At 61.7% G+C, this 17,371-nt stretch carries 13 protein-coding genes; 2 read left to right on the top strand and 11 right to left on the bottom strand.

The features are described from left to right. Positions 1–7: 7 nt before the first annotated feature. From hflX to ACT67G_RS05280, 5 genes are all read right to left on the bottom strand, one after another. Entirely contained in the window at positions 8–1,279 is a 1,272-nt protein-coding gene (gene hflX, locus ACT67G_RS05300; RefSeq protein WP_443663320.1) for a GTPase HflX, read from the bottom strand. Positions 1,280–1,288: 9 nt separating this feature from the next. Then, the gene (locus ACT67G_RS05295) at positions 1,289–1,801 is read right to left on the bottom strand and encodes a flavin reductase family protein (RefSeq protein ID WP_443663319.1); all 513 of its coding nucleotides are present in this window, start codon (positions 1,799–1,801) and stop codon (positions 1,289–1,291) included. 123 nt (positions 1,802–1,924) lie between these two features. Next, on the bottom strand, positions 1,925–2,128 hold the full coding sequence (gene rpmE, locus ACT67G_RS05290) for a 50S ribosomal protein L31 (RefSeq protein WP_021748737.1): 204 nt from the start codon (positions 2,126–2,128) through the stop codon (positions 1,925–1,927). A 132-nt stretch (positions 2,129–2,260) separates the two neighbouring features. Beyond that, entirely contained in the window at positions 2,261–5,821 is a 3,561-nt protein-coding gene (gene addA / locus ACT67G_RS05285; RefSeq protein ID WP_443663318.1) for a helicase-exonuclease AddAB subunit AddA, read from the bottom strand. Next, on the bottom strand, positions 5,809–9,147 hold the full coding sequence (locus ACT67G_RS05280; RefSeq protein WP_443663317.1) for a PD-(D/E)XK nuclease family protein: 3,339 nt from the start codon (positions 9,145–9,147) through the stop codon (positions 5,809–5,811). Before ACT67G_RS05280 ends, addA begins: the two co-directional genes overlap by 13 nt. Before the next feature lie 153 nt (positions 9,148–9,300). Between ACT67G_RS05280 and ACT67G_RS05275 the strand changes: the two genes are divergently transcribed. Then, positions 9,301–9,909 carry a DUF1643 domain-containing protein gene (locus ACT67G_RS05275; RefSeq protein ID WP_443663316.1) on the top strand — a complete coding sequence of 203 codons (609 nt, stop codon included), beginning with the start codon at positions 9,301–9,303 and terminating at the stop codon, positions 9,907–9,909. Positions 9,910–9,959: 50 nt separating this feature from the next. Here ACT67G_RS05275 and spoIIR read toward each other — a convergent pair whose 3' ends face one another. The 4 genes from spoIIR to thrH all read right to left on the bottom strand — a co-directional run bounded on the left by spoIIR (position 9,960) and on the right by thrH (position 13,680). Next, positions 9,960–10,607: a stage II sporulation protein R gene (spoIIR, locus tag ACT67G_RS05270; protein WP_325245965.1), complete on the bottom strand. Its 648-nt coding sequence runs from the start codon at positions 10,605–10,607 to the stop codon at positions 9,960–9,962. An 86-nt stretch (positions 10,608–10,693) separates the two neighbouring features. Continuing rightward, positions 10,694–11,572, bottom strand: coding sequence for a 4-(cytidine 5'-diphospho)-2-C-methyl-D-erythritol kinase (gene ispE, locus ACT67G_RS05265; RefSeq protein ID WP_443663315.1), 879 nt, complete (start codon positions 11,570–11,572; stop codon positions 10,694–10,696). Positions 11,573–11,693: 121 nt separating this feature from the next. After that, on the bottom strand, positions 11,694–12,974 hold the full coding sequence (locus tag ACT67G_RS05260; RefSeq protein WP_443663314.1) for a DUF1015 domain-containing protein: 1,281 nt from the start codon (positions 12,972–12,974) through the stop codon (positions 11,694–11,696). A 106-nt stretch (positions 12,975–13,080) separates the two neighbouring features. Next, positions 13,081–13,680 (bottom strand): bifunctional phosphoserine phosphatase/homoserine phosphotransferase ThrH, encoded by a 600-nt coding sequence (gene thrH, locus ACT67G_RS05255; protein ID WP_325245971.1) that lies wholly within the window; start codon positions 13,678–13,680, stop codon positions 13,081–13,083. 195 nt (positions 13,681–13,875) lie between these two features. Between thrH and ACT67G_RS05250 the strand changes: the two genes are divergently transcribed. Beyond that, entirely contained in the window at positions 13,876–14,094 is a 219-nt protein-coding gene (locus tag ACT67G_RS05250) for a DUF378 domain-containing protein (RefSeq protein ID WP_325245973.1), read from the top strand. 56 nt (positions 14,095–14,150) lie between these two features. Here ACT67G_RS05250 and ACT67G_RS05245 read toward each other — a convergent pair whose 3' ends face one another. Together ACT67G_RS05245 and ACT67G_RS05240 are read right to left on the bottom strand one after the other, a co-directional pair. Next, positions 14,151–15,452: a cation:proton antiporter gene (locus ACT67G_RS05245; protein ID WP_325245975.1), complete on the bottom strand. Its 1,302-nt coding sequence runs from the start codon at positions 15,450–15,452 to the stop codon at positions 14,151–14,153. 173 nt (positions 15,453–15,625) lie between these two features. Then, complete coding sequence (locus tag ACT67G_RS05240; protein WP_443663311.1) at positions 15,626–17,371, bottom strand: Rqc2 family fibronectin-binding protein; 1,746 nt, start codon at positions 17,369–17,371, stop codon at positions 15,626–15,628.

The following is a 17,371-nucleotide window of genomic DNA, read 5'->3' as shown; positions in this document are numbered from 1 at the left end:
CCTCACCTCACGGCTCCGCGTAGGGAGCCACTTGTCCCATGGTGCGGGGGCCGCACACGGCCACCACATCGATGGTCTCCCCGTACTCCACGGACTCCACCTTGGCCTCCCGGTAAAGCATATCCAACAGGCCGCCCTTATCATAAGGGATGTGGAGCACGCAGCGGCGGCTGCCTTTGTCCAGGCGCTTGTCGATCATCTCCAGTAGCTTGTCAATGCCCTCGCCGGTCTTGGCAGAGATGGAGACGATGTCCTCTCCGTGGGGCATAATCTCCCCCACCGGCAGAAGATCCGACTTGTTGAAGACGTCGATGCAGGGCAGCTCGCCCGCCCCCAGTTCCAAAATCAGGTTTTCCACCACCTGGGCCTGCTGCTGCCACTCTGGGTTGGACACATCGATGACGTGGAGCAGCAGATCCGCGTATTCCAGCTCCTCCAGCGTGGCCTTGAAGGCCTCCACCAGCTGGTGGGGCAGCTTGCGGATGAAACCAACCGTGTCCGACACCACAACATCCAACGTATCGCTGACCGTCAACAGACGGCTGGTGGTATCCAGGGTATCGAAAAGGCGGTTGTTGGCGGGGATCCCCGCCCCGGTGAGGTGGTTAAGCAGGGTGGACTTTCCGGCGTTGGTATAGCCCACGATGGCCACCACCGGAATCTCGTTTTTCTGGCGCTGCTGGCGCTGGGTGCTCCGCACCCGGCGCACATCCTCCAGATCCTCCCGAAGCTTGTCGATCTTGCGGTGGATATGACGGCGGTCCGTCTCCAGCTGGGTCTCGCCGGGACCCTTGGAGCCGATAGGGCCTTTGCCGCTGGTGCCCGCCTGGCGCTCCAGGTGCGTCCACATGCCCGTCAGGCGGGGCAGCAGATATTGATACTGGGCCAGTTCCACCTGGAGACGGCCCTCCTTCGTCTTGGCCCGCTGGGCAAAGATATCCAGAATCAATCCGCAGCGGTCCAGCACCTGGACGCCGAATACCTCCGTCAGCACCCGCATTTGGGAGGGCGAGAGGTCGTTGTCAAAGATCACCATAGTGGCGCCGGTATTCTCACAGTAGAGCTTTACCTCCGCCGCCTTGCCCTCGCCAATGAAGGTGCGGGGATCCGGGGAAGGACGGTTCTGCAGCACCACCCCCACCACTTCGCCGCCGGCGGTCTCTACCAGAGATTCCAGCTCCTCCATGGTGTCCTCGTTGGCATTCTCTTCCTTTTTCAGTACCGGGGAGTTGAGGCCCACCAGTACCACTTTATCACGAACTTCTTCTGTTTGCTGCATTTGTACTCCTTATCGTTTCTGCTGATAGGCCTCCACGACTATGCCAATGTAAGCCCGGTGCCAGTTGCCCTTGGCGCCATAGGAACCGTGGATGCGCGCATCCAGCACGCAGGCGGCGTCCAGATCCTGGACATAGGCCTTTTTGCAAACCAGCACCCACTCCGCCTCGTCAAAGAAGGGCGCATCTCCGGCACCGTAGCAAAGGGTCAGTCCGCATTCCCGGACCTTATCCACATCCCGGCCGCTCTTGGTGCCGCACAGGGCCATGATCTTCTTTGCCTCCTGCGGCAGAACCGACACGGTGAAATAGTCGTGGGATTCCATAAATTCATAGGTATAGCGCTCCGGCCGCACATATACGGTGCAAACCGGCAGGTTCCACACACGGCCCAGCTGGCACCAGCCGATGGTCATGGTGTTGCACGTCTCCCGGTCCCCTGCCGTCAGCAGGGCGTTTTGCGTTTCAAAAACCCGGAAAACCTCCGGGGTCATGGACTGAAAATCCACAGGCTGCAGGCGCATAGTGAATCGCTCCCCCTTTTCATGATTAGGTACAGTATATGCGTTCCCCGGAGAAAAGTAAATCAGAAATACAAAAAGGGTCTGCCGCGCAGTGCAGCAGACCCTTTCGGTTTCGTGTCAGACTTACTTGTCCAGGCCGAACTTCTTGTTGAACTTGGCCACGCGTCCGCCGGTATCCACCAGCTTCTGCTTGCCCGTGAAGAAGGGGTGACACTTAGAGCAGACTTCCACCTTGATATCCTTCTTGGTAGAACCTGTCTCAATCACATTACCGCAGGCGCAAGTAATCGTAGTCTGCTGATAATTGGGATGGATTCCTTCCTTCATTGCTCTCGTTCACCTCTTTCTGTTCAAAACTACCCCCGGAAAGCTTTCACCTTACAAAGGCGTTAATTAGTTTACCACACGCTTTTCCGGATTGCAAGCTATTTTTTCATTTTTCCCATGGAAAATTTTCTTTCAGACGTCCACCGTCTCTCCCGGTGCCAGGAAGCACAGCACCCGACGCCCCACCTTCTTTTCCAGCACCTGCTCCAGCGCCCGGCTGTACGCCTCCAGCTGGGGCCGGTACTGCTCCGCCCGCGCCCGGATTTCCGCTGCCGTGAACACACGGTCCGTCTTGAAATCCACCACGGTGATGCCTGCGTCCGTCTCGAAGCAGCAGTCCACTACGCCCTGGAGGAGCATCTCGTCCCCTCCCTGCGCCGCCGGATCATAGATCCGCTCATCCATCAGCAGCGTAAAGCGGTACTCCCGCAGGATGTTGCGACCCTGCCGGATCTCCTGGGCCAGAGGGGAGGCCAGGAAGCGATCCAGAGCCTCCACATCCACCTCCGCCGCCTGCTCCTCCGTCAGGAGGTTCCGGGCACGGAGTGCCGCCACCTGACCGGCAGCATCACCCCCGGAAAAGTCCAGGTACTGGAGCACCAGATGGGTGGCTGTCCCCCGCTCCGCGGAGGTCAGCCCGTGGTGCTCCTGACGGAATCTGGGCTGGGTCAGGGGCCGCAGATAAGGGGTGTGGGCAGCGTGCTCCGCGATCTCCTCATCCACTGCCCGCCCCTTGAGCTGGGTGGCAGTAACCTTGGAGGGCATTTGGGTCTCCCGGGTGTAGGGGTAGACGAAATCCAACATTTCCGGGGAAAAGGCAGGGCCCGCCTCGGTCCGCTCCTCTGCGGCACGGGGAACTGCGGACCGTTCCCGGAAGTCTCCGCCGTCGTTGCAGAACACCTGCCAGGGTATCGTGTCCCCGGTGTAGAGCCCGCCCGGCTCCGCCTGAGCCAAGGCCAGAAGGGGCGCCGCCTCCGGGCGGCAGAGCAGGGGCAGCAGCAGCCAGTCTCCGAAGGACCGCCCCGATGCCACCGTCTCCGGCAGCACGGGACAAGCAGCCCCCGCCGCCAGCTTTTTCAGGCGGCTTTCCGCGTGGTACAGGGCATCCACCAGGATCAGCTTCTCCTTGGGTCGGGTCATGGCCACATACAGGATGCGCTGCTCCTCCGCCAGATTTTCCCGGCGCAGGGCCTGCTCCACCGCCTTCCGGGCCAATGTGGGGTACTTGATCCGGCGTGCGGTATCCACCCGAATAGGTCCTAGTCCCAGCTTGGGATGCACCAGCACCGGCGTGTCGAAATCCTGCCGAGAAAAGGCGTGGTCCAGGTCCGCCAGCACCACGATGGGGAACTCCAGTCCCTTGGACTTGTGAATACTCATCAGGCGCACGCCAGTTCCGGCGGAAGCGGTCCGGGTCTCCGGGGCCTTGCCCTCCTCCAGCAGCTGGCGCAGCTGGGTCACAAAGGCGAATAGCCCCCGGTAGCCGCTGCTCTCAAAGCTCTCCGCATGGCGGCCCAGGGCAATGAGATTCTCCCGCCGCTGGGCCCCCTGATCCATGGCGCCGAAAATGCCCAACACGTTGAGGGTATTGTAGATGTGCCAGATCAGTTGGTGGACACTCATGTCCCGGGCCGCCTGGCGCAGGGATCCCAGCGTCTCCAGGAAGGCCTTGCAGTCCTCCCCTTCATCGGCGGCCACGGCATCGTAGTACTCCCCCGTTGGGGTCCCTGCCCGGATCTGGGCCAGCCGGTCCGGGTCGAAGCCGAAAACCGGGGACCGCAGCACGGAGATAAGGGGCACGTCCTGGCGGGGATTATCCACCAGTTCCAGGAGGGACACCATGGTGCTCACTTCCATGGTGTGGAAGTAGTCGCTGTTTTCCTGGAAGGAACAAGGAATGTCCCGCTCCGCCAGGGCCTGGGCAAAGGCCGCCGTGCGGCTGCCCGGGGAGCGCATGAGGATCACGATATCCTCCGGACGGCATGGGCGCAGGGCCCCATCCTCCCCGGTGACGGGATACCCCTCATCCAGCAGCTGCCGGATCCGCCGGGCCACGAACCGGGCCTCGGCGGTAAGACGCTTTACCGGCCGTTCCCCCTCCGGGGCGTCCCGGTCCACGGCGATGAGATGGAACTCCGTATCGCAGTCCTGCCGCTCCGGGTAATAGGCCGCGCCGAAGTGCAGCGCCTCGTCCTCCCCATAGACCATCTCCCCCATCTGGGGAGAGAGGATATTCTCGAAGATAAAATTTGCGGCGTCCAGAATCTCCCGCCGGGAGCGGAAGTTCTTGGAGAGCAGGATCTTCCGGGGCTCTCCCTCCTCCGCCTCCTCATAGGAGGGATAGCGGCTATACTTTTCCAGGAAAATGGTGGGATCCGCCAGGCGGAAGCGGTAGATGCTCTGCTTCACGTCGCCTACGGTGAAGATGTTCCGCTCCTCCCGGGACACCGCCCGGAAGATGGCGTTTTGCACCTCGTTGGTGTCCTGGTACTCGTCCACTAAAATCTCCCGGTACCGGGCGGAAACCTGGCGTCCCAGCTCCGTGGGAGCGCTGTCCGGTCCCACCAGCAGCCGCAATGCCAGGTGCTCCTGGTCGGAGAAGTCCACCGTTCCCCGGCGGAGCTTCTCCGTCCGGTAGGCCTGGGAAAACTGCTCCGTCAAATCCAATAATGCAACCATGGCGGGCGCCACGGCGGTGAGGTCCTCCATGGCCTCCCACCCGCTGACGTCCAGAACCTCTTCCAGCTTGCCCACGGCATCCTTGCAGCTCTCCCACACCTGCTTCAGGGACACCACGATGCCCTCGTCCTTGCGGCCCTTGGGGGTGGTGAGCCGGTGAAAGACGATGTTCCCCGCAGCGGACCGGGCACCCTCCCAGTCCGGTGCCTCGGCCAATGCGTCAAAGGCGGCGGCCGTCACCCGGAATTTCTCCCCGTAGCCCCGCTCCAGTCCCGCGTCTCCCTCGGTGCGCTCCGCGTCCCGCCGCAGCAGCGACGCCCAGTGGGCACCCTGGCGGCGCACTTCCTCCAGCAGCACGGCGGCGTAGGGGGTATCGTCAAAGCGCTCCGGAAGGTTCCGCCACGTGTCCCGCTCCCGGGAAAGCCAGGCCTCCGGATCTGCGTGGCTCTGGAGCTTTTCGTGGATCTCCAGTACCAGCTCCGCAAGACGGCTGTCGTCCCGTCCCGCTCCCAGGGTGTCCGCCAGCAGCGTCCTGCCCTGGTCCAGCTCCTGATAAAAGGATTCCAGTACCCGGTCCAGAACCCGGCGGCGCAGGAGGGATGCCTCGTGGTCATCCAGCACCTTGAAGTCCGCCGTCAGGGCGTACCGTTCCCCTTCCTCCGCCAGAAGATGGGTGTTCTCCCGCAACAATGCCGTGCAGAAGGCGTCCACCGTCTTGATGTCCGCCTGATAGACTCGCAGCAGCTGGCGGCGCAGGTGCTGATTGCCCGGGTCCTCCCCCAGCCGCCGGGAGAGCTCCGCAGCGATCTTGCCCCGCAGCTCTGCGGCGGCGGCCTTGGTATAAGTGATGATGAGGAAGTCGTCCACATTGCAGCGGTCCTGGGTGATATACAAAAACAGACGGTCCACCAGCACCTTGGTCTTACCGGAGCCGGCAGCGGCGGAAACCAGCAGGCTCCCGCCCCGGTTTTCCACCACCGCCTGCTGCTGGGGCGTCAGCGTCAGTTTTGCCATGGATGTCCCTCCTCTCCTTGTGTCTCCCGATCCACCGCGTCCCAGAACTCCTCCGGGCGCACCGGCAGAATATAGCGCAGGCGGTCCGTGTCCCGTCCGTCCTGGAAGTGGCAGGCGTCCGCCCAATCGCAGTAGCGGCAGGCACTCTCGTCCTCACTGCGGCAGCAGGGGTCGGCGTCGATGTTGCCCCGGCGCACCTCCCGGGCGATCTGCCGCAGGAGCTTATCCACATACAGCCCCAGCCGCCCCAGCTGGGCGGCGGAGGCGATGGAGCCGGAGACGCTGCCGTCCCGGCCCACCCGCAGCGGAAGGTACCGGGGCTCCTCCAGGGCGGAGTGCTCCATGGCCTGAAGCACCGCCGGGTCCGCAAGCAGCAGTCCCGTGCGCCGCAGCTGGCGCTCCACCTCCCGCTGCAGCTTCTCCGGCGCAATGTTCCGCTCCGCCGGCAAGATCTCGTCCCGGGCCGGGAAATACAGCACGCCGGCGGGCTCCACCGGCATCTGGAAGCGCTGGGGGCCCTCTTTCTGCAGGGCAAAGAGGTAGAGCAGCATCTGGATATCCAGCCCCATCCGCACGGAGGCCAGGTCAAAGGCCTTTTTGCCGGACTTGTAGTCCACCACCCGCAGATAGAGTTTCCCGTCTTTCACCCAACCGTCCACCCGGTCCACCTTGCCGCCTACCCGCAGTTCCCCATCGGGCTCGGAGATCACCACGGCAGGCAGCTCCTTGCCGTCCCCGAAGGACAGCTCAAAGGCCAGGGGCACGAAGTCCGAGCAGCGCAGCTCTGCCGCCGCCTGGTCCACCACAGCGTAGGCGGTATTGCGCAGGCGTTCAAAGAGATACCGGAACCGGGCGCCCCGGTCCTGGAAATTATGGAGCTCCTGCTCCACATAGCGCTGAATATAGAGGCGCACCAGAGCGTGGAGATCCTCCTCCACCACCTGGGCAAAGCCGCCCCGGGCCAGAACCTCCCGGGTAACGTTTTCCAGCAGGTAGTGGAGGAACGTGCCGATCTGGGGCGCGTCAAAGGCCGCCGCTGTCCGGGGCTTTGCCCGCAGGCCGTACTCCATGAAGTAGGCAAAGTGGCAGCTGCGCACCCGTTCCAGCCGGGAGGCAGTGAGGCTCACCCGCTGGCCGTACAGCGCCCGCACCGCCGCCGGGGACAGCGCCCCCCGCCGCAGTAATGCCGCCCGCTCCATGGCCGTGAGCCGCCCTGCAAACTCCGGCCGGGCGGCAAAATACGCCCAAAGGGCCCCGCCGGGATCCTGCCCGGCAGCCTCCAAGGCCGGAGTCACCGCTATTAAGCGATATTCCTTGTCAGATGCTCGTTGGATCTCCAATCCCGGGAACAGCTCCCGCAGCCGGTCCACCACAAAGGCAGGCCGCAGCTCACTCCCGGAGACGTCGCACACGGGGTAGCTGACAGTCAGTCCCCGGGTGGGCTGGGCCAGGGCGGCATAGATGAGCTGCAGCTCAATGGCCAGCTGATCCATCCCGGTGGGGGCCAGGGCAATGCCCCGGATGGCCAGCTCCTCCCGGTCGTCCTCGTTGAGGATGCCGCCGCTCTGCCCCACCGCCGGAAGCACGTGATCGTTGGCGCCTAATAGAAAGAGATATCCCACCGTATGCCGGTCGTTGCGGGTGATCTCACTGACGGACACCTGGTCCAACGACACCGGAATGGTGCCCACGCTGTACTGGGAGGCCACCTGCCGCAGCAGGCGGGAGAACTCCTCCTGCTCCATGGGCTCGTCCCCCAGGATCTCCACAAACTGGTCCAGAATGCCGCACAGGATCTCCCACAGCTGGGCCGTCTCCTCCGCCTCCTGCAGCCGTCCCGCCTCCGCCTGGGCGCGCATCTGTCCCTCCAGGACGTTTTGCAGATCCAGACGTTCCAAAAAACTGTAAAGTGCATCCACTTTCCCACTAGCTGTTTCTGCCTCTCGCAGGGCACCGCTCAATTCCGCCAGGGGCTCCCGCACCCAGCGACGAATGGCATTCACCTGGTCCAGCCGCTCCTGACGGCGCTGATCCATGGGAGCGCCGTAGCCGTCGGGATTTCCCGTCCAGTCCACGTCCCGCAGCCACATCTGGCCGTGGATCTCCCACTTGAGGACATAGTTTTCCAGCAGGTCGCACTCGTCCGCCGTCAGTCCCGCCAGGCCGGTTTTCAGCCAGCGGAACATCTCCTCGTATTCAAAGCCGGTTTCGATGGCGGAGAGGACCCCTGTCACTAGGCTCCACACCGGCTTTTCCAGCATGTCGCTGCGGCGGCTGAGATAGGCGGGGATACCGTAGCGCTGAAACACCGTCTCAATGGTCCCCTCATAATCAGCCATGTTCCGGGCCGCCACGGTGATATCCCGGAAGCGGCACACTCCCGACGCCACCAGGTGCAAGATGTCCGCCGCGGTCTGCTCCACCTCGTCATAGAGGCTCTCCGCCTCCCGCACCCGGAGGTTGGAGAAATCTCCGTCAAAGGGAATGGTCTCCCCGAAAAAGCAGCGCTCCACATGGCCCAGGGCCGTGGGGTCCTGGCTGCGAAGCACCGTCTCCTCCCAGGGGCATCCCGTCCCCTGGGCCAGCCGCACCAGCTGCTCCCGGGTCCGCAGGCCCGCCTGGAAGATCTCCCGCTCCTGCCGGGCGGGGTCCGCCAGCAGCGTCACCGTCACGGACCGGGCCTGGCGGAGCATGACCTCCAGCACCCGGCGCTCCTGGGCGTTAAAATACGTAAAGCCGTCCAGGAAAATATCCTTATCCCGGACGTAACCGGACTCCTCCAGATGGTCGCACAGCTTGCTCATGCGGTCCCGGGCATCGAACCCCGGACGCAGCAGCCGGGCTTCGTAGGCGGCATACAGGAGGCTCAGGTCCCAGAGCTTTTCCCCGGTGGCCCCGGGGATGGCCCGGGACTGCTCCTCCAGCACCTGGGGCGTCACCTCGTAGCACCGCAGCTCATCCAGCAGATCCAGCATTTGCTGCAAAAAGGCCGCTTTCCGGGAGGGGCGGCGGTACACCCGCAGCATAGGGGCCACTTCCCCCATAGCCTTTTGCAGCGTCAGGAGCTTCCCGCCCGCGTCCAGCGTTACCTGGGCAAGGCCCCCGGCAATGCCCAGCACCCGGTCCCCCAGCCGCCGGAAGCTCAGCACCTCCGCATGGCGGCTGGCGGTATTTCCGCAGAAGCGGCAAAGATCCACCTCCGCCTGATGGGAAGCGTGCTCCGGCACCAGCAGGATCTGGCGGCTGCTGTCCCCCAGCTCCCGGATCCGCCCCAGCACGGCATCTGATTTTCCCGTTTTTGCCCGGCCCATCAAGATCGTCAGCATGGCTTGCCTCCTGCCTGTTCTCTCCCGGCGCGTCCCGGGAGGAGGTTATCTGGAGCCATGATACCACATTTCCTCCGCTGTGGCCACCCTCCGTTGCCTTTTGCCCCCAGGTGTGGTATGCTGAGAAAAATGACGAAACCAGGAGGCCATGCCATGCATATTCCCCAGGGAACCACTCAGCAGCTGCAGCTGGAACCCTTCGCCCCCGCGCTGGAAGAGGCCCTGCGGCCCTCTCCGGATTACGATGTGAACCGCTGGCTGTATGTCCCCAACCGCTACTCCGAATACCGGTACATTCTGGGCACCCGGGGCAGCCGCCCCCTGATCTGCGTGGGCATCAACCCCTCCACCGCCGCGCCGGACGCCCTGGATCCCACGCTCCAGTCCGTGGAGCGCATCGCCCTCTCCAACGGTTACGACAGCTTTTTGATGTTCAACGTCTACGCCCAGCGGGCAACCCGTCCTGACGACATGGAACCTCTGTGCAACCCGGAACTCCACGCAGAAAACCGCAAGGCTTTCCGCTATCTTCTCTCCCTTTCGGACCATCCGGCGGTCTGGGCCGCCTGGGGCAACATTATCATGAAGCGGGACTATCTCATGGACTGCATGCGGGACTTCGCCGCCGACGGCAAGGCGGCAGGCGCCCGGTGGTATACGGCAGGGCCCCTGCTGAAATCCGGCCACCCCCACCATCCCCTGTACTTAAAGCGGGATACAAAACTGCTGGACTTCGACATCGATGCCTATCTGCGCCGCTGAGGCAAAAAAATCCCCCGGGAAGCATCTGCTCCCCGGGGGATCTCTTGCTTTTATTCTCCCGACAGCTTGGCCATCAGGGATTCCCACAGCTCCACGCTTTTGAATTTCAGCTTATATCCGGCGTCCGCCTCGGTAATGAGGGAAACCTCCTCCCCGGAGAGCCCCGCTGCCAGCGCCGTCTCCGGCACATCGGAGGAGGCGGCGGTGCAAAGGGGCGGAAACACCACACACCACCAGTTCTGCCCGGCTCCCTCTCCGATGATGACCCGCAGCGCCAGATACTCCCCGGCCGGCAGGGCGAAGCCGTCATACTCCTTGGTGGGGAACTGGGTCGGTTCCAACTCAACGCTGACAGGATAGTCATAACCATTGGCAGCGATCTCTTCCGCCGCGATCTCCTCCAGCTCCAGCAGCTGCCCCCGCAGCAGCGCCTCCGCCTCTTTGCGGTCGGCGGCCTGCTCTAAAAGTTCTGTGGCCCGCTCCAACACACGGTCCCGAACCTTCAATTTCAGTGCCTGATCCTCCTCTGAATCGGAGTTTGCCAGCACGTGGAGCCGAACCACCTTATCCGCCAGCTGATCCTGGGAGCGCAGGGACAGTGCCCCTGTCAGCAAAAACACCGCTAAACCAATCAGCAACGCCAGCTCCCAGATCCGGAGCCTGCGGGAATTTCTTTCTCCATTGGAAACCGTCTTCATAATCATTCCGTCCTTTTTCTATGTAGGCTAACCTTGTAGCCTTACACCCATCATGGACGGAATGCGTTATTTTTATACAAGTCCTTTTAATTTTTTTCCAGTCTTTCCCAACTTGTGGGGTTGGCAAGGAAGACCTGCCGATGGGTATTTCGCAGGTTTTCCGCCGCCATCCGCGCCGGTTTCTCTTGTGAGAATATCCCAAACACCGTGGGGCCGGAGCCACTCATGGCGGCGTTCAGGGCCTCCAGCTCTATGAGGCGGGTTTTGATGGAGAAGACCTCCCGATCCTCCGGCGGCAGGACGCTTTCAAAAACATTGCTCAAACGCTCCGCCACTCCCACAAGATCTCCCGTCCCCAACGCCCGCTGCATTCCGGAAAGATCCGGCCGGTTCTCCAAAGCGTCCGGCCGCACCCGGGCAAAGAGGGTGGGCGTAGGGATGTCAAAATCCGGCTTGCAGATCACAAACCAACACTCCGGCAGCGGGGTAAGATTTGTCAGCACCTCTCCCCGGCCCCGGGCCCGGCAGGTACCGCCACGGACACAGAAGGGCATATCGCTGCCCACAGTGAAACCGATCTCTTCCAGAACCGTAAGGGGCAGTTCCGGGGCGTACAGCGTCCGCAGCCCCCGCAGCACCGCCGCCACATCTGCGCTGCCGCCGCCCATCCCCGCGTAAGCAGGGATGCGCTTGGTGAGATGCACCGTCAGTCCCGGCATAGGCCGTCCCAGCTTTTGAAAAAAGGCCTCTGCCGCCTGCTGCTCCAGGGACTTCTTCCCCGGAGGCAGAGTAATGCCCTCCGCCAACAGGGAAAACCCCTCCCCGGTCTCCGTGACGCTGACGGTATCAGTCAGGGACACCGTCTGCATCACCATATCCATATCGTGATACCCGTCCGGGCGTTTGCGCAAAATATCCAGCGCAAGATTCACTTTTGCGGGTGCTTCCAGCGTGATGGTCTTCATATTCCACCTCCTCCGGGCCACAGCCCGGTCCTATGGGCAGTATACCACACCTGCTGCCTGCTGGGAAGCCGAAGGGCAAAAAGCGCCGCAGGCGGTTGCCTGCGGTGCTTTGTTGCTTTTCTTATTTGATCTTGCGGGCCTCCACGTAGTAGCGCTTATCCTGGGCATGACCCATGGAGAAGGTCTTGCGGGGCAGTACACCGTCAGCCATGACCGTCTTGAACAGCTGCTCCTTACCCATGGCGGGCAGTTTGAAGCCGATGTTGCCGGGCTTGGCACCCAACTGATCCGTGACGTCATCGCCGTGGATATAATCCACCTCGCCGCCGTGGGTCTTGAGATACTCATCAATAAAGGCCTGCAGCGTTCCCACTGCCAACTGAACCTTGGGCTCCGGTACAGTGACAAAGCCCGTGTGGCCCGCATAGGTGTAGGCAATGGTGTGGCCCGGTCCCTGGCCCTCATGGGCACCGGGATAGAAATCCAGGAACGCCTGCAAAACTGCCTCCGGCTCCACACCGAAGAGCACCCGGTGGATGGGCTCGAACTGCAGTGCGTCGTCGTGGTTGTTCACCACCTCCACCAGCGCGTACCGGGCGGGCAGGTTGGCCCATTCACTCTCCGGCGTCACCTTTTTCAGATTTTCATAGCACTGCTTAGCGGTTGCCAGGGAGTGGTTGCCGTCGCCCACGGCGAACAGCAGAGGCGCCGCACCCTTCATGCCGTATTTTTTCTCCATCTCCTCCCCGCTGCACAGGGCGGTAAGGGCGTCCGCCGCGGCATCAATCTGCTTCTCCGTCAGCTTCCAGCCGGTGAGATGACCACCTCCCTGCTGGAGGTCAAAGTCATAGAGCTTCTCCATGGAGCCGCTCTGGGCGGTCATGGGCTCGATGACAGTGCAGTCCGGATCGTCAATGAGCAGCATCACATGGGGCAGCTCGATGGGCGCGTCCTGACGCACCCGAACCCGGGGCGGGATCCGGGAGAGAACGGTACCCTCCGTGGCCCGGATGAGGGCGCCGGAACCGGGGGTAAAGTCATACTGATCCAGATCCACCATACCAATCAGGCCGTGGCGGACCTTGCCGTCGGACTGTACCCGCTCGATGTAGATCAGGGAGTCTGCCAGCGTACGGAAGATGCCTCGGTCCAGATAATCCTGCATGGCCGCGTTGATCCCGGCGATGTGTTCATCCACATCGGGCTCATTGAGTTTTGCCTCCGGCAAAATCAGCCGCAGGGTGGAGGGGGCGTCGCCCACTGTTTCCTCCACTGCCTGCCAGTACTCCGGCTGGGAGGTAAACTGATCGCAGGCCACTACGGCCCACTTGGTCATATCCGCATCCTTAGGCAGCAGGATGTCTGCGGGATAAAAGCCCAGGTGCTTGAATTTTTCGTTCATGGGGCATCTCCTTTCAAAAGTAAATCTCCGCTCAGCCTCCCCGGGGAGCGGCGGAGGCCGCATCGTACGGCAAAAATATGCCAAATTTATGTAAAGTAATTTCGCATTACAGCGCAGCTTTGATCGCGTTCAGAAGGTCATCAAACTCCTCATAGGCCGGCAGCTCCGGATGATCCTTCTTGATTTGCTCGGTGCTCTTGAAGAGGAAGCCCGCCTTGCTGGCCTGGATCATGCCCAGATCGTTATAGCTGTCGCCGCTGGCGATGGTGTCATATCCGATGGACTGCAGGGCCTTCACAGTGGTGAGCTTGGACTGCTGGCAACGCATCCTGAAGCCCGTAATCTCGCCACTCTCCGCCACCTCCAGCGAATTGCAGAAGATGGTGGGCCAGCCCAGCTTTTCCATCAGGGGCTTGGCGAACTCTTCAAAAGTATCACTGAGGATAATGACCTGGGTGAGGGTGCGCAGCTCGTCCAAAAAGGCCTTGGCGCCAGGCAGCGGATCGATCTTGGCAATGGTGGCCTGGATCTCCTTAAGGCCCAGACCGTGTTCTTTGAGGATTCCCAGACGCCAGCGCATCAGTTTGTCATAGTCCGGCTCATCCCGGGTGGTACGGCGCAGCTCCGGAATGCCGCTGGCCTCCGCGAAGGCGATCCAGATTTCGGGCACCAGAACGCCCTCCATGTCCAGGCAGACAATATTCATACGTGCAACCCCTTATCATCTCAAATATGTCCCCGGTTCTGCGGGGATGATTTCAGTTTGATTATACAATAGCCCCCCTTCCCTTTTCAATCGCATTTGGAAATTTTGCGATAAAAAGGCCGACCTTTCCGACTCCGCATATTTTGCTGTGCTGTGGGCAACCTATCCGCAAACCTAGGAATGGAGGTATAGCATATGCTGCTTGACAAGCTTGCGCTGCTGCTGGTCATCGTCGGTGCCCTGAACTGGGGCGGCATCGGCCTGTTCGGCTTTGACACGGTGGCGTTCCTCTTTGGCGGCCAGATGGCCATTTTGTCCCGCATCGTTTACACGCTGGTGGGACTGGCCGGACTGTGGTGCATCACACTGCTGTTCCGGGACCGGGAGGAACACGGACACACAGCCAGCGCCTGACGATCCCTGAAAAAACGAGCAGCCGGGAATATTCCCTGGCTGCTCGCTTTTCATACTCATTTCTTTTTCTGTTTCTGCTCGCCCTGGTTTTCATACTCCCGGTTCTGATTGAGCAGCTGATCGGAGACGATATCCAGCTGCGCCACCTCCCGGTAGTGATCGGCCAGGCTGTTCTCCTCCAGCTTGTGGGGCTCTCCGCGGAATACCAGCTTCAGGAGAATAGGGGTGAGAATGGTGCCGCCCACCACTGTAATGATCACCGGGGTCATCATGGGCGCAGAGAGGACACCCAGTTCCAGCCCGCGGTTGGCTACGATCAGTGCCACCTCACCGCGGCAGACCATGCCGGTACCCACCTGCAGGCTCTCCCGGGAGGTAAAGCCGCAGAACCGGGCTCCCAGGCCGCAGCCCACCATTTTGGAGATCACAGACACGATCAGCAGCAAAATGGAGAACACCCACACGCCGGTACTCATGGCGCTGGCCTGCACATTGATGCCTATACTGGCAAAGAACACCGGCGTCAAAAGCAGATAGCCCAGAGGCTCATACTTGGAGGCGATATACTGGGCCTTGGGCGTGCAGGAGACCACCAGGCCCGCCGCATAGGCACCCGTGATGTCTGCCACGCCGAAAAACGCCTCAGCACAGTAGGCCATCAGCAAGCACAGCACAAATGCCAGCACCGGATAGCGGCGCAAATTCCGCTCGTGGGCCCGTTCCATCATCCAGCAAAGGCCCCAGCGGGCCGCCAGGCCCACCACAATGGCAAAGACGAAGAACAGCACGATCTTTCCTAAGACCAGCACCACGCTCTCATCGCCGCCCGCCACACTGCTTACCAGTGTCAGGGCGATCAGGCCCAGCACATCGTCGATCAGAGCCGCCGCCAGGATGGTATTGCCCGCCTTGGTGTCCAGCTTTCCCAACTCCCGCAGCGTCTCCACCGTGATGCTCACAGAGGTGGCTGTCAGGATGGTGCCGATGAACACATCCTCCAAAAAGCTGGTATTGGTCAGCAGTCCCGTCCGTCCCGCCGCCCAGGCAAGACCGGTGCCCATGACAAGAGGTACCAGCACGCCGCAAAGAGCCACCAGGAAGCCTGCTTTGCCGCTGCGGCGCAGTTCCTGGATATCCGTCTCCATGCCGGCGGAGAACATCAGCACGATGACGCCCAGTTCGCTGAGCTGAGAGAGGAACTCCGTCTCAGAGAGAATGTTCAATCCCGCAGGCCCCAGCAGCAGTCCTGCCAGCAGCGCTCCCACTACTTGGGGCATCTGAAACTTCTGGGTAAACAGGCCCAGCAGCTTGGTACTCAGCAAAATCAGCGCCAGATCCATCAAAAAACGATAGGACATATCCAATCTTCCTCCGTTCCGCGGGCAGTCCCCGTCCACCATAATTCTTGAGAGATTTTATTTTATTCATTTTTCAAACATTTGCAACATTGATTTTGCACAAATTATTTAACAAATATTGTGAAAAAGAGCAAGCCGTTGAAAACACAGCGGCTTGCTCTCCGTTCCGATCTTTACTTCTTCAGCTGTTGAACAATGGATTCCTCCGGGGTTACATTCACGGTTTTGCAGGTGGTGTAAATGACCATACCGGGGCGGGCCCCGGCAGGTTTCTTAACGAATCTTAACGGCGTATAATCCACCGGAACGTTGCCGCTCTCCCGGGCCTGGGAGAACCAGGCTGCCAGCTTGGCAGCCTCCACGATGGTGTCGTCATCCACCTCCCGTCCCTGGGTGAAGAGGATCACATGGGAACCGTGAATCTTCTGGGTGTGGAACCACAGATCCCGGGGGCCGGCGTCCTTGAGGGTCAGGCGGTCGTTCTGACGGTTGTTGCGTCCCACCAGCACCCGGAAACCGGAGGAGGTGCAAAACTCCCGGGGCTTATCCGGCCGCTTGGGCAGCTTCTTCCCCTTTCCCTGCTGGCGCAGAAAACCGGATTCCCGCAGTTCCTCCCGGATATCCAGGAAATCCTGCTCTGTCTCCGCCTGATTGATCTCCTGAAGGACACTTTCCAGATACTCCAGATCCCGTCGGGCGATCTCCATCTGTTCCCGGAGATAGCGCTCTGCAGTCTTGGCCTTGGTGTAACGCTTATAGTATTTGGCAGCATTCTCCTGAGGCGTCAGCAGCGGATCCAGGGGAATCTCCACCTGGGGGCAATCCTCCTGATAGAAATTCTCCGTCACCAGCCGGGACTCTCCCCGCTTCATGCGGTAGAGGTTGGAGGTGATGAGGTCTCCGCATACCCGCAAGTGATCCCGGTCCTGGGTCTGGGCATACTCCCGCTGCTGCTGGGCCAGTTTGCGCCGCAGGCGGTCCCGGGCGGTGGTGGCGGTGCGGATCAGATCCGCGCCCCGCTGGCGCACCCGCTCCTGCCGCTCCCGGGCAGCGTAGAAGTCATCCATCAGGGCCGAAAAGTTCTCATAGGTACGGCTTTCCATGGCAGTGCCGTACTGGGTGATGGGCAGGTAGGAAAACTCCTCCATCTTTCCCTGGCGGGAGAGGCACACCGGCGTCAGGCGGTTGTCCCGGATGCGGGCGATGAGATCCGCCAGTTCCCCCCACAGCCGATCCCGGGCGGCATCATCCATGGCAGCCAGGCGCCGATCCGTCTCTCCGGTGGCACGGAACACCACTTCCCGGGCCACCAGGGGTGAAACGCCAAAGTACCGCTCCAGCAGGAACCGGTCAGCAGCCTGGTCTCCGGGAGCATCGGCAAAGGCGGCACGAAACCCCTCTTCCGTCTCCTCCGTCACCGGCAGGCGGCCCACAGAGGCCGGGGGATCGTAGTAGAGGCCCGGCAGCACCTGCCGGGCGGCGGACATATCCGCATCCACCCGGCGCAGGCAGTCGATGATGCGGCCCTCTCCATCCAGCAAAATCAGGTTGGACCGACGGCCCATGGCCTCCAACACCAGCGTCCGCCGGCCGGGTCGGCCGAAATCGTCGGTGATATCCAGCTCTATGCGTACCAGCCGCTCCAGGGGCGGCTGAATGAGATCCGCTACCTTGGCGCCCACCAGGTGCTTGCGCAGCAGCATGCAAAACATGGGCGGCTCCGCCGGGTTGTCCCGGGCGATCTCCGTCATCTGCATCCGGGGCGCTCCCGCTCCGGCATTAAGCAGCAGCCGCCCTGCCCGCAGCGTCAAAATCACCTGGTCACGGGCAGGCATCTGGACTTTGTCGATCCGCAGTCCCGTCAGCCGGGGCCGCAGTTCCTCCACGATCCCCTGTAAACAAACAGCATCCAATGCCAT

Origin of the sequence: Dysosmobacter sp. (genome assembly GCF_052306735.1) — a bacterium.
GTDB lineage: Bacteria > Bacillota > Clostridia > Oscillospirales > Oscillospiraceae > Oscillibacter.
Note: the sequence above shows the minus strand (reverse complement) of the source record. Positions and strands in the feature narration are given on the sequence as shown.